This is a genomic window from Streptomyces californicus, assembly GCF_000717645.1.
In the GTDB taxonomy this organism is placed as follows: Bacteria; Actinomycetota; Actinomycetes; order Streptomycetales; family Streptomycetaceae; genus Streptomyces; species Streptomyces californicus.
On record NZ_JNZZ01000009.1, the window covers coordinates 135,772 to 149,144 of the forward strand.

Annotated in this window: 7 protein-coding genes; 5 read left to right on the forward strand and 2 right to left on the reverse strand. The window is 74.4% G+C overall.

Features of this window, described 5'->3' with window-relative positions:
* Positions 1–195: 195 nt before the first annotated feature.
* Positions 196–1,698, forward strand: coding sequence for an IMP dehydrogenase (guaB, locus tag IF19_RS0114665; RefSeq protein WP_030112751.1), 1,503 nt, complete (start codon positions 196–198; stop codon positions 1,696–1,698).
* A 104-nt stretch (positions 1,699–1,802) separates the two neighbouring features.
* Positions 1,803–2,927: a GuaB3 family IMP dehydrogenase-related protein gene (locus IF19_RS0114670; protein WP_030192713.1), complete on the forward strand. Its 1,125-nt coding sequence runs from the start codon at positions 1,803–1,805 to the stop codon at positions 2,925–2,927.
* A 94-nt stretch (positions 2,928–3,021) separates the two neighbouring features.
* On the opposite strand, the gene IF19_RS0114675 is transcribed toward IF19_RS0114670, so the two are convergent.
* Positions 3,022–3,669, reverse strand: a complete 648-nt coding sequence (locus IF19_RS0114675; RefSeq protein WP_234310315.1) for a hypothetical protein — start codon at positions 3,667–3,669, stop codon at positions 3,022–3,024.
* Between the two features lie 201 nt (positions 3,670–3,870).
* Positions 3,871–5,133: a nucleotide sugar dehydrogenase gene (locus IF19_RS0114680; protein WP_030112747.1), complete on the reverse strand. Its 1,263-nt coding sequence runs from the start codon at positions 5,131–5,133 to the stop codon at positions 3,871–3,873.
* A 241-nt stretch (positions 5,134–5,374) separates the two neighbouring features.
* Between IF19_RS0114680 and IF19_RS0114690 the strand changes: the two genes are divergently transcribed.
* The 3 genes from IF19_RS0114690 (at position 5,375) to IF19_RS1000000137420 (ending at position 13,337) form a co-directional block, all read left to right on the forward strand.
* Positions 5,375–7,081, forward strand: coding sequence for a glycerol-3-phosphate dehydrogenase/oxidase (locus IF19_RS0114690; protein ID WP_030112746.1), 1,707 nt, complete (start codon positions 5,375–5,377; stop codon positions 7,079–7,081).
* A 320-nt stretch (positions 7,082–7,401) separates the two neighbouring features.
* Positions 7,402–9,516: a serine/threonine-protein kinase gene (locus IF19_RS0114695; protein ID WP_030276829.1), complete on the forward strand. Its 2,115-nt coding sequence runs from the start codon at positions 7,402–7,404 to the stop codon at positions 9,514–9,516.
* Between the two features lie 212 nt (positions 9,517–9,728).
* Positions 9,729–13,337 (forward strand): protein kinase, encoded by a 3,609-nt coding sequence (locus IF19_RS1000000137420; protein ID WP_030276830.1) that lies wholly within the window; start codon positions 9,729–9,731, stop codon positions 13,335–13,337.
* The last annotated feature ends 36 nt before the right edge of the window (positions 13,338–13,373 follow it).

Genomic DNA, 13,373 nt, shown 5'->3' on the forward strand with positions numbered 1-13,373 from the left:
AGCCCTTCGCGTCCGGGCCCCGTGCGGCGCCTGCGCGGCGGGCCGCGGTGATCCGGCGCCGGGGCTCGCGGGAGGCTCGCGCCGTTCCGTAGGAAGCTACGGAACAGCCAAGTGATCTTGCTCGTGGAATGAGACACCTCCGCGGGCCGTTAGCATGGACATCCGCACCGATCAAGGCCATTTGGGGAAGGTGTCATGACTGCAAACGTCGACGGAGTGCCCGAGAAATTCGCGACGCTCGGGTTGACCTACGACGACGTGCTGCTGTTGCCCGGCGCGTCCGAGGTCCTGCCCAACGCTGTGGACACCTCCTCGCTGATCTCGCGCAACGTACGGGTGAACATCCCCCTGCTGTCCGCCGCCATGGACAAGGTGACCGAGGCCCGCATGGCGATCGCCATGGCCCGTCAGGGCGGCGTCGGCGTGCTGCACCGCAACCTCTCCATCGAGGACCAGGTCAACCAGGTCGACCTGGTCAAGCGGTCCGAGTCCGGCATGGTCACCGACCCGATCACCGTGCACCCCGACGCCACGCTCGCCGAGGCGGACGCGCTCTGTGCGAAGTTCCGTATCAGCGGTGTCCCGGTCACCGACGGCGCGGGCAAGCTGCTCGGCATCGTCACCAACCGCGACATGGCCTTCGAGTCGGACCGCTCGCGCCAGGTGCGCGAGGTCATGACGCCGATGCCGCTCGTCACCGGACGGGTCGGGATCTCCGGCGTCGAGGCGATGGAGCTGCTGCGCCGCCACAAGATCGAGAAGCTGCCGCTGGTCGACGAGGCGGGGCTCCTCAAGGGCCTCATCACGGTCAAGGACTTCAAGAAGGCCGAGCAGTACCCGAACGCCGCCAAGGACGCGGACGGCCGGCTGCTGGTCGGCGCTGCCGTCGGCGCCAGCCCCGAGGCGCTGGACCGGGCGCAGGCGCTCGCCGCCGCCGGTGTCGACTTCCTCATCGTCGACACCTCGCACGGCCACAACCGCAACGCCCTCGACTGGATGGCGAAGATCAAGTCGAGCGTCGGCGTCGACGTCATCGGCGGCAACGTCGCCACCCGCGACGGCGCCCAGGCCCTGATCGACGCCGGTGTCGACGGCGTCAAGGTCGGCGTGGGCCCCGGCTCGATCTGTACCACCCGTGTGGTCGCCGGCATCGGCGTCCCGCAGGTCACCGCGATCTACGAGGCGGCGCTCGCCGCCCGTGCCGCGGGCGTCCCGGTGATCGGCGACGGCGGCCTCCAGTACAGCGGCGACATCGGCAAGGCGCTGGCCGCCGGCGCCGACAGCGTGATGCTGGGCAGCCTGCTCGCCGGCTGCGAGGAGTCCCCGGGCGAGCTGATGTTCATCAACGGCAAGCAGTTCAAGTCGTACCGGGGCATGGGCTCGCTCGGCGCCATGCAGTCCCGCGGCCAGGGCCGGTCGTACTCCAAGGACCGCTACTTCCAGGCCGAGGTGGCCTCGGACGACAAGCTCGTCCCCGAGGGCATCGAGGGCCAGGTGCCCTACCGCGGCCCGCTGGCCAACGTCCTCCACCAGCTCGTCGGCGGCCTGCGCCAGACCATGGGCTATGTCGGCGCCGCCACGGTCGACGAGATGGAGAGCAAGGGCCGCTTCGTCCGGATCACCTCGGCGGGCCTCAAGGAGAGCCACCCGCACGACATCCAGATGACGGTCGAGGCGCCGAACTACAGCAAGAAGTAACGCGTCACCGCAGGTGAGGGGCGGTACCGGAGTTCCCGGTACCGCCCCTCGGGGCGTGTCGGGGATACTGGTCAGCGCAGACGTAGAGGGAAAGGCCACACATCGTGACTGAGATCGAGATCGGGCGCGGCAAGCGCGGCCGCCGGGCTTACGCATTCGACGACATCGCTGTCGTTCCGAGCCGCCGCACCCGGGACCCGAAGGAGGTCTCGATCGCCTGGCAGATCGACGCCTACCGCTTCGAGCTGCCGTTCCTGGCCGCTCCGATGGACTCCGTGGTCTCCCCGCAGACCGCCATCCGGATCGGTGAGCTCGGCGGCCTCGGCGTGCTGAACCTGGAAGGTCTGTGGACCCGGCACGCCGACCCGCAGCCGCTGCTGGACGAGATCGCCGAGATGCCCGCCGAGCGCGCCACCCGCCGGCTCCAGGAGATCTACGCCGCCCCCATCCAGGAGGAGCTGATCGGGCAGCGCATCAAGGAGGTGCGGGACTCCGGCGTCGTCACCGCCGCCGCGCTCTCCCCGCAGCGCACCGCCCAGTTCTCCAAGGCGGTCGTCGACGCGGGCGTCGACATCTTCGTCATCCGGGGGACGACGGTCTCCGCCGAGCACGTCTCCGGCGCGGCCGAGCCGCTCAACCTGAAGCAGTTCATCTACGAGCTGGACGTCCCGGTCATCGTCGGCGGCTGCGCCACGTACACCGCCGCCCTGCACCTGATGCGGACCGGTGCGGCCGGTGTCCTCGTCGGCTTCGGCGGCGGCGCCGCGCACACCACGCGCAACGTCTTCGGCATCCAGGTCCCGATGGCCACCGCCGTCGCGGACGTCGCGGGCGCCCGCCGCGACTACATGGACGAGTCCGGCGGCCGGTACGTGCACGTCATCGCGGACGGCGGCGTCGGCTGGTCCGGCGACCTGCCCAAGGCCATCGCCTGCGGTGCGGACGCCGTGATGATGGGCTCCCCGCTGGCCCGCGCCACCGACGCGCCGGGCCGCGGCCGCCACTGGGGCATGGAGGCCGTCCACGAGGACGTGCCGCGCGGCAAGCTGGTCGACCTCGGCTCGGTCGGGACGACGGAGGAGGTCCTCACCGGCCCCTCGCACACCCCGGACGGCTCGATGAACATCTTCGGGGCCCTGCGCCGCGCGATGGCCACCACCGGCTACAGCGACCTCAAGGAGTTCCAGCGCGTCGAGGTGACGGTGGCGGACTCGCAGCACAGCCGCTGACCCCGCCGCCGCACGTCACGTACGGACGCGAAGGGCCCGGACCGGCTCCCCGAGGGGATCGGTTCGGGCCCTTCCGCGTGGCGTGCTCGCGGTGTCAGCCGGCCTTCTTCGCGCCACCGACGGCGGCGACCGCGCCGAGCGCGAGGAAGAGGTACGTCATGAAGTCGGCCTCTGCGGACCACGCCTTCGTCACGGTGTCGAAGTGGTCGCCGACGACCTCGGAGAACGGGATCTGCGCCACGTCGGCGAGGACCATCGAGATGCCGACGAGCTGGCCGAGGTAGACCGCGCCGATCGAGAAGACGGCCGCGGCGGCGACGATCACCGGGTTGGAGCCGCCGAGCTTGCTCGCCGCGAAGCCGACGAGGAAGCCGACGCCGACCGCCGCGTAGCCGACCTCGCGCTCGATGGAGCCGGCGAGCACGCCGTACAGGATGCCCGCGACGATCGCCACGCCGAGGGCGACGCCGATGCCGAGCAGGAGGTTTTCGCGTGCCGGGGGAGCCGGGGCGAACGGCGCGCCGCCGCCGAACGGGGCCTGCTGGTCCGGCTGCTGACCCGCGAACGGGTTGCCGCTCGGGGGCTGCTGGCCGTACGGGGCGCCGGGGCCCTGCTGGCCGTACGGGTTGCCGGTCGGTGCGGAGGGTGCGCCCTGGCCCGGACCGCCCGCGTACGGGTTGCCGTCGACCGGCTGACCGTAGGGCTGCTGGGGCTGGTTCGGCGGCTGCACGGGCTGACTCACGGCGGGACTCTCCCTGGGACGACGGCGCACGCATGTGCGGGATCGCACGTGTGTGCGCCCTGTGACGCCGCAGAGTAGCAGCACCCCCCTGATTCGGTCACGAACAATCTTTCGACAGTCCGTCACGTCTCAGTGGGCGGACAGTCACGGGCGTCCGGACGCCCCGTCAGCAGCCGTGCGAGGGGGCGTGCGCCGGGGCGGTCACAGCCGGTGGGCAGCCCCCGCCGGGGTGGCGCCCCGGGTGTCCAGGAGGAGTTGGGCCTTCACCGCGAGGCCCTGGAGGTCGTAAGTGCGGTGCTGCTGGAGCAGGACGGTCAGGTCGGCCGCGGCCGCCGCCTCGTACAGCGAATCGGCGCGCGGGACGGGGCGTTCGCGCACCCGCCAGTCCAGGACGTGCGGGTCGTGGTAGCCGATCTGCGCGCCCATGTCCATCAGCCGGGCGGCGATCTCCCGGGCGGGCGCGGCCTCCTGGTCGGCGGTGTCCGGCTTGTAGGTGACGCCGAGCAGCAGGACCCGCGCGCCCCGGACGGACTTGCCGTGCTCGTTCAGGAGGGTGGCGCAGCGCTGGATGACGTAGCTGGGCATCCGGTCGTTGATCTCCTGCGCCAGCGAGACCATCCGCAGCGGGTGCCCCGGGGTGCGGGAGCTGTAGGGCAGGCAGCCCGGGTCCACCGGCACGCCGTGGCCGCCGACGCCGGGTCCCGGGCGGAAGGGCTGGAAGCCGAACGGCTTGGTCTCGGCGCACCGGATGACGTCCCAGAGGTCGACGCCGAGGTCGTGGCAGAGCACCGCCATCTCGTTGACCAGCGCGATGTTGACGTGCCGGAAGTTGGTCTCCAGCACCTTCGTCATCTCCGCCTCGCGAGTGCCGCGCGCCCGGACGACCTTGTCGGTGAGCCGGCCGTAGAAGGCGGCGGCCGATTCGGTGCAGGCGGGGGTGAGGCCGCCGATGACCTTCGGCGTGTTGGCCAGGGTGCGGGTGCGGTTGCCGGGGTCGAGCCGGCCGGGGGAGCAGGCGAGGTGGAAGTCGCGTCCGGCGACCAGCCCGGAGCCCTCCTCCAGCAGGGGGCGCAGAAACGTCTCGGTGGTGCCGGGCGGTACGGCGGACTCCAGCAGCACGGTGGTGTGCGGGCGCAGTCTGGCCGCGAGCGCGCGGGCGGCGTCGCCGAGGGCGGTGAGGTCGAGCGTGCGGTCGGGGCCGAGGGGGACGGGGGAGCAGATCACGGCGGTACGGACCCGGCCCAGCTCGGCGGCGTCGGTGGTGGGCCGGAACCCCCCCGAGAGCATCCGGCGCACCTCGGAGGCGGTGAGGACGCCCTCGACGGGGGTGCGGCCCGCGCGCAGTTCGGCGTACGCGCGCGGGTCGGGGTCGTAGCCGACGGTGTCGATTCCTGCGGTCACGGCGGCCTGGGCGAGGGGCAGGCCGAGGTGACCGAGTCCGATGACGGCGAGGTCTGCTGGCATGGGAGAGCCCCCCTAACGGCGGAGAACGAAGATCGCAACTGCTGTGGACAGCGCTATGTCAGACTAGGCGTAAATATGACCTATATGTCGCATTGTGGGGCTCCGGACGCCGGGGTGTTGTCCACAGGCGGTGGCTGAAGTCGCGGAGCGCGGACAGAATCGAGGGGTGGACACGGGCGGCCGGCCCCTCGGCCGGGTGGCACTCCCGTGTCCGACCACCCCGATCCACCGGGAGGCAGCAGTGAGGACAGCGACACTGGGACCCGTCGAGCGCGTCGAATCGCTCGCCGCCATGGCCGCGCGCGAACTGGACGTGCTGGTCGTGGGGGCGGGCGTGGTCGGCGCGGGCACGGCGCTGGACGCCGCCACCAGAGGTCTGACGACCGGGCTGGTCGAGGCGCGCGACTGGGCGTCCGGCACCTCCAGCAGGTCGAGCAAGCTGATCCACGGCGGTCTGCGCTATCTGGAGATGCTCGACTTCGCCCTGGTCCGCGAGGCCCTCAAGGAGCGCGGCCTGCTCCTGGAGCGGCTCGCCCCGCACCTGGTGAAGCCCGTGCCCTTCCTCTACCCCTTGCAGCACAAGGGCTGGGAGCGGCTCTACGCCGGCTCCGGCGTGGCGCTCTACGACGCGATGTCGGTCTCCTCCGGCCACGGGCGCGGCCTGCCCGTCCACCGCCACCTCTCCCGCAAGCGCGCCCTCCGGGTGGCCCCCGCCCTGCGCAAGGACGCCCTGGTCGGCGCCCTCCAGTACTACGACGCCCAGATGGACGACGCCCGCTTCGTCACCGAGCTGGTGCGCACCGCCGCCTCCTACGGGGCCCACGTGGCGAACCGGGCGCGGGTCACCGGCTTCCTCCGCGAGGGGGAGCGGGTCGTGGGCGCGCTCGTCCAGGACACCGAGGGCGGCCGGGAGTACGCGATCCGGGCCAAACAGGTGGTCAACGCCACCGGCGTGTGGACCGACGACACCCAGGGGCTCATCGGCGAGCGCGGCCAGTTCCACGTCCGCGCCTCCAAGGGCATCCACCTGGTCGTCCCCAAGGACCGCATCCACTCCTCGACCGGCCTGATCCTGCGCACCGAGAAGTCCGTCCTCTTCGTCATCCCCTGGGGACGACACTGGATCATCGGCACCACGGACACCGACTGGGATCTGGACAAGGCCCACCCGGCCGCCTCCAGCGCCGATATCGACTACCTCCTGGAGCATGTCAACGCCGTCCTCAGCACCCCGCTGACCAGGGACGACGTACAGGGCGTCTACGCCGGGCTGCGTCCGCTGCTGGCCGGCGAGTCGGACGCCACCAGCAAGCTGTCCCGCGAGCACACGGTGGCCCACCCGGCCCCGGGGCTCGTCGTCGTGGCGGGCGGCAAGTACACGACGTACCGGGTCATGGCGAAGGACGCGGTCGACGAGGCGGTGCACGGCCTCGACCAGCGGGTCGCCGCCTGCGTCACCGAGGACACCCCGCTGGTGGGCGCCGAGGGGTACAAGGCCCTGTGGAACGCGCGGGCCCGGATCGCGGACCGCACCGGCCTCCACGTCGTCCGGGTGGAGCATCTGCTCAACCGGTACGGCTCAATGACCGAGCAGATTCTGGAGCTGATCCTCGTCGACCCCGCCCTCGGCGAGCCGCTGCCCGCCGCCGACGACTACCTGCGCGCCGAGGTCGTCTACGCGGCCTCCCACGAGGGCGCCCGCCATCTCGACGACGTCCTGACCCGGCGCACCCGGATCTCCATCGAGACCTTCGACCGGGGCACCCGCAGCGCCCGGCTCTGCGCGGAGCTGATGGCCCCGGTGCTGGGCTGGGACCAGGAGCGGATCGACCAGGAGGTCGAGCACTACGAGAAGCGGGTGGAGGCCGAGCGCGAATCGCAGCTCCAGCCCGACGACCTGACGGCGGACGCCGCCCGGCTCGGCGCCCCGGACATCGTGCCGGGCTGACCCGCACGCCGCCGCTCCCGCCCGGCCGGCCCCCTCCCCGACGTGGGGCGTCTGCGCCGGACGGGCCGTCACCGTCGATGACCGGTGCGCCAGTTGGGGTTCACCGCGACGCCGGCCGCGCGCCGCCTCCGCTCCACGGGCCCGGGGGAGCGGAGGCGCGGCCCCGGTCCGGCCTGGACGGGGAGGCCCGGTTGGTAGCAGGCTGTGGGCATTCCCTCCCGGGCCGCGTCGCGGCGGACCCCGGACCCGGCACCAGGACCGGTCCCGGGGTGAGGGACAATGAACGCTCTGCCAGGGCGGGTTGATCGCAGAGGGGACGCATGTCGGAGGCGGAGCAGGCACGGGAGCCCCAAGGGGACAAGGACGGTCGTCTCCTCGCGGGGCGCTACCGGCTCGGGGGAGTGCTCGGCCGGGGTGGCATGGGCACGGTCTGGCGCGCCGACGACGAGACGCTCGGCCGCACGGTCGCGGTGAAGGAACTGCGGTTCCCCTCGGCGATCGACGAGGACGAGAAGCGCCGTCTGATCACGCGTACGCTGCGCGAGGCCAAGGCGATCGCGCGCATCCGCAACAACAGCGCGGTGACCGTCTACGACGTGGTCGACGAGGACGACCGCCCGTGGATCGTCATGGAGCTGGTCGAGGGCAAGTCCCTCGCCGAAGCGATCCGCGAGGACGGCACGCTGACGCCGCGCAGGGCCGCCGAGGTCGGGCTCGCCATCCTCGACGTGCTGCGCTCGGCGCACCGCGAGGGCATCCTGCACCGCGACGTGAAGCCGTCCAACGTGCTGATCGCCGAGGACGGGCGCGTCGTGCTCACCGACTTCGGCATCGCCCAGGTCGAGGGCGACCCCTCGGTCACCTCCACCGGCATGCTCGTCGGCGCCCCCTCGTACATCTCGCCGGAGCGGGCGCGCGGCCACAAGCCGGGACCGCCCGCCGACCTCTGGTCGCTCGGCGGCCTGCTGTACGCGAGCGTCGAGGGCTGCCCGCCGTACGACAAGGGCTCGGCCATCGCCACCCTGACGGCCGTGATGACCGAGCCGCTCGACCCGCCGAAGAACGCCGGTCCGCTCACCGACGTCATCTACGGGCTGCTCGAACGGGACCCCGAGCAGCGGCTCGACGACGCCGGGGCGCGCGCGCTGCTCAACGCCGTCGTCAACGCCCCCGCCGTGCCCGCGCCCGCACCGGTGGACTCGACCCAGATCATGGCCATCCCGCCGGCCCCCACCACCGACCCCCTGGTCAAGCGGGTGCCGGGGCCCAAGGCCGCGAAGCCGTCGAAGCAGTCCCCCGGACCGGGTGAGACCGGCGAGGGCGCCCGCGACCGGCTGCGCGGGGCCCTGCGCTCCGTGCGCAACGCGAAGACCCCGGCCGTCGCGGCGGGCGCCGCCGCCGGTGCGGCCGCCGCCTCGACCGGCACTCCGGCCGCCGCGGCCACCGGTTCGCCCGCCGCCCCGCCCAAGCCCCCGACGCCGCCCGGGACGTCCGCCACCGGCGCGAAGCCGGCCGCTGCCTCCGCCCCGGCGGCCGCGAAGGGGTCCGCCTCGGGGGCCGCCGCCGCCACGACGACGGCGAGCCCCTCCGTACCGGGGCAGCGCCCGCCGTACGGTCCCCCGAGCACCCGTGCCTCGATCACCGACGTAGTGCCCCGCCGCACCCTCGCGATCATCGCGGCCGTCGTCGTCCTCGCCATCCTCGGCACGGTCCTCGCGCTCACCCTCGGCGGCGACGACGCCGACAACGGCGCCAAGGGCGACCCCGCCGCGTCGGCCGGGGCCTCGGCCGGCGGGGACGGCAAGGGCGAGGACACGGGCGGCGGTTCGCCCGGGGAGCAGGGCGGCGGCCAGAAGGAGAGCCAGGGCACGGAGGAAGGCAAGCCGAGCGGCGACCCGTCCGGCGACGCCTCCGAGGACCCGAAGACCGAGGAGCCCGGGGACGAGGGAGGCGAGCCGGACAAGGGCGACGCCCTGCCCGCGGGCTACAAGGAGATCAGCGACAGCCGGTTCCGCTTCACCATGGCGATGCCCGAGGACTTCACGCGTACCGGCATCGCCGGCCGCAACTCCGGCGGCATCTACAACGCCGGGAAGGGCGGCTTCCCCCGCGTCCAGGTCGACTTCAACGACTCGCCCAAGGACGACGCGGCGGCGGCCTGGCGCGGGGCGGTCGGCAGCGCCAAGGCGTTCAGCGACGGCTACAAGCACGGCGGCATAAAGAAGGTCGAGTACAACGGCTATCCCACGGTCGCCGACTGGACGTTCGAGCGCACCCAGAACGGCGTCCGGGTCCGGGTGCTCAACCGGGGCTTCAAGGTGGACGCCCGGCGCGGCTACTCGATCATGATCAGCTGCAAGGCCGATGCGTGGGACGGCGAGGAGTGCACGACGCTCCGCGACACGGCGTTCGGCACGTTCGCGCCCACCGGCTGACCGCCGGACCGCCGTCGGGGGGACAGCGGGCAGACATCTGTTCGGGCCGGGTTGGCACGACCCGGCCCGTCCGCTCGCGTTGCCACGTATCGTAAGAGGCCGGAGACCGTACGCAGCCGGTACGGCGGGCCAACTGCCCGCCGCCCGGCCGTGGCTGACGGATACGTAGGGCCGTCATCGGCCGGGGGAACAGCGCGCTCTGGGGAGGCGACGTGGACGACTACGCGGGTCGGGTGCTCGCCGACCGCTACCGCCTTCCGCTGCCTCCGTCGGACGGGTACGAACTGGCGGAGACCCGGGCTTTCGACACGTACAGCGGGCAGGAGGTCCTGGTCCGCCAGGTGCCGTTGCCGGAGGTCGTGGACGCGGAGGTGCTCGACGCGGACGGCCGGCCCTCGGCATCCGGACGCGCCGCCGGGCACGCGGTCCGGCGCAGTGCGGACCCCGCCGTGCGGCGGGCGATCGAGGCCGCGCAGGCCGCCGCCCAGGTACCCGACCACCCCCGGCTCGACCAGGTCTTCGACGTGTTCGCCGAGGCCGGTTCGCTCTGGATCGTCAGCGAGCTGGTCGCGGCCCGCCCGCTCGCCGCGCTCCTCGCCGAACGCCCGCTGAACCCGTACCGGGCCGCCGAGATCGGCTCCGACGTCCTCGCCGCCCTGCGCGTGCTGCACGCCCACGGCTGGACCCACCGCAACATCACCGTCCGCACGGTCCTGGTCTGCGACGACGGGCGCGTCATGCTGACCGGCCTCGCGGCGGGCGCCGCCGAGGAGGCGCTCTGCGGGTACGCCCCCGCGCCGCTGCCCGACCCCGACCCGGCGGACGGCCCGACGACGTACGGCGTCCCGGACCCCGGCCCGGACCCGCGCGAGGAGTTCGACGACACCCGCTCGCTGCCGCCGGGCAGGGGCGACGCCTACGAGGGCGTCGAGGACGTCCGGGAGTACGCGTACGCCGAGGACGACCGGGGGTACGGACGCGCTCCGGAGTACGCGGAGTACGGCGACGGGGAGCGGTACGCCGACGTGCTGGACGCCGAGGACGTCCAGGAGTACGACGGGGACCCCGGGCGGCGCGCGGACGACGAGGACGCTCAGGGGTACGGCGGATACGGCGCGTACGCCGAGGACGAGGACGCCGGGGAGTACGGCGCGTACGCCGGGGGCGAGGGCGCCGGGGAGTATGGCGCGTACGCCGGGGACGAGGACCGTGACCGCCGTGACGCCCCCGCGAGCGGCGGGCTGCCGGTGCCGCCGCTGCCGCAGGGGTACGTGCCGCGCGAGGACGAGCGGGGGTACGGCCGGGAGGACGGTCCGTACGACCGGGAGGACGGCCGGTACGGGCTGCCGCCGGGCCGGCAGCCGTACGAGGAGCCCTCCGGCCGGGACGACGCGCCCTCACGTGGGCCGGCGCGGCCCTCGGACGCGTACGAGGACGCGTACGACGGCGGTGAGGAGACCCGCCGCCCCGGCGCGCCCGACGCCGGGCAGGAGATAGTCCCGCGCCCCGCCGCGCCCACCGTCCCGTACACCGCGATACCGCCCGCCGAGCCGGGCGCGTCGAACGCCGCCCAGCTCCGGGCCGCCCGCGCCGGGGCCATCGCCGCCTACCGGGCGGGGGCGCGCGCCGCCGCCCGGGTCACCGAGGACCGGCAGGAGGCCGACCGCGCCCGGACCGCCCCGGCCGACCTCACGAAGTCCCCGCAGCGGGACGGGCGCACGCCGCACCCCGCCCCGCCGGGCGACGCGCCGACGCCGGCCGGTGCCGGCGGATACCCGGACGGCGGGCGCGCGCCGCACCCCGCCCCGCCGGGCGACGGGCCGACGCCGGCCGGTGCCGGCGGATACCCGGACGAGGGCCCCGACGCGGTCACTGGCGACCACGGCGCGGGCACCGACAGTGGCGCAGGCACCGGCCACCAGAGCGACCACGGCGACCACGGCGCGGGCACCGGCCGCCAGGGCGACCACGGCGACCACCGCGCAGGCATGGGCGACAGCGGCACCGCCGGCCGTGCCGTCGGCACGGGCGACCCCGGCTCGGGCGGCCCCGGCGCCACCCCCGACGTCCTGCCCCTCCAGCGCCGTCCCGGCGCGCCCGCCCCGGACGCCCCCGCCGCGCCCCGGCCGCTGTCCGCCCCCTGGGGCGCTCCGGCCGAGAGCCCCTACGACGACGAGGACGACGAGGACGACGACGAGGGCCCCCGGCCGCCCGCCCGGCGCGTCCACCTCGCCGGCACCTGGGACGACGGGCCCGGCGCCGGACGGCCCGTGCCCGCCGGCGGCTCCGGCGCGGACGCCCTGCGCGCCGACTCCCGCCGCCCCGGGCAGGCGCCCCCGGCCCCGCGCCCGTCGGCGGAGCGCGCCCCCGCCTCCGCCTGGGAGGACGCCGTCACCGGCGGCCGTGAACCCGCCGTCCACCGGGGCCCCGCCACCCCGCTCGCCGCCGAACGCGCCCGCCAGGCACGGATCACCGTCGTCGGGGCCGTCACCGAGCGCTGGGCCCCCGAGCAGGCGGGCCCGGTCCACGAGAACTGGCAGCTCGCGCCGCCCATCGGCCCCTCCACCGACCTGTGGGCGCTCGGCGCGCTGCTCTACCGGGCCGTGCAGGGCCACGCCCCCTACCCCGAGGAGAACGCGGCCGAACTGGTCCAGATGGTGTGCGGCGAGCCGCCCGCCTTCGCGGAGGAGTGCGGTCCGCTGCGGCCCGTCGTCGAGTCGCTGCTGCGCCAGGACCCGAGCGAGCGGCCCGACGTCGAGGAGCTGAGCGGCTGGCTGCGCTCCCTGGTGCGCTCCGCGCCGGAGCCGGAGGCGGGCGCCGACGTCGTGCCGTTGCCCGCGCCCGACGCGGCCAAGCTCCCCGTCGTACGCCGCAGGGGCGAGCTGGTCCGGCGGCGTCGGGGCCGGTTCGGCGGCGGAGCGAACCAGGGGCGGCACCGCCAAGGCAGGGGGCGCAAGCCCGCGCGGCGGTTCGACGACGACCACCACGACTCGCTGCTGCCGCCGCCCGAGCGGACCGCGCCCATGGCCGTGGGGCACTGGGAGGAGGAGCGCCCGGCCCGCGCGCCGCGCGCGCCCAAGGGCCCCCGGGTGCTGCGGGAGCCGCCGCGCCGGGACGAGCGGCCGTCCTCGCCGCGCAGCCTGGGCCGGCTGCTGCTCATCCTGATCCTCCTGCTGATGGCCGCCGCCGTCGCGTTCGCCGTGATGTTCATGCCGAAGCAGGAGCCGGGCCAAGACGGCGGGGCGCCCGCGCCCTCCGGCTCCGCCGCGCCGCCCGCCGCCTCGGCGGAGCCCCGCCCGTCCGCCTCCGACGACGACGCCGGCACCGGTTCGCAGCAGCCGCAGACCAGCCGCTCGGCCGTCGCGCTCCCCTCCGGCTACGCGCTCCGCAAGGACGCGGAGGGCTTCGAGGTCGGCGTACCGAAGGACTGGCAGCGCAGCCCCGCCAACGCGGACCGTCAGATCCGTTACGGCAGCGACGGGTTCACCCTGCTCGTCGTGCCAGGCCGGGACACGGTGAAGTCCGGCGGCAGCGATCCGCTGGACTACCAGCGGGACAAGGAGCCCGAGCTCCAGCCGTTCCGGGATTCGAGCTGGTCCTCCTCGTCCGGGGTGCGCCGTGTCGACGTCGGGCGGCAGGCCATGGCCGAGGGGCAGTTCACCTGGCAGGAGAGCGGCGGGCGCGAGGTGTTCGTCCGCAACCTCGCGATGATCGTCGACGGCCGCTACCACGTCATCCAGGTCATCGGCCCGGAGAACGACCGGGACCGGGTCACCGAGGTCTACCAGCAGGCCGTCGCCTCGTACCGGACCACCGGCTGACCGCACGTCACCGCGCCGTCCGCGCCACGGCGGTTG

Excerpts from the sequence above, each read along its gene's own strand:
- IF19_RS0114695 (WP_030276829.1), top strand. The coding sequence starts at position 7,402 with ATGTCGGAGGCGGAGCAGGCACGGGAGCCCCAAGGGGACAAGGACGGT.
- guaB (WP_030112751.1), top strand. The coding sequence starts at position 196 with ATGACTGCAAACGTCGACGGAGTGCCCGAGAAATTCGCGACGCTCGGG.
- IF19_RS0114680 (WP_030112747.1), bottom strand. The coding sequence starts at position 5,133 with ATGCCAGCAGACCTCGCCGTCATCGGACTCGGTCACCTCGGCCTGCCC.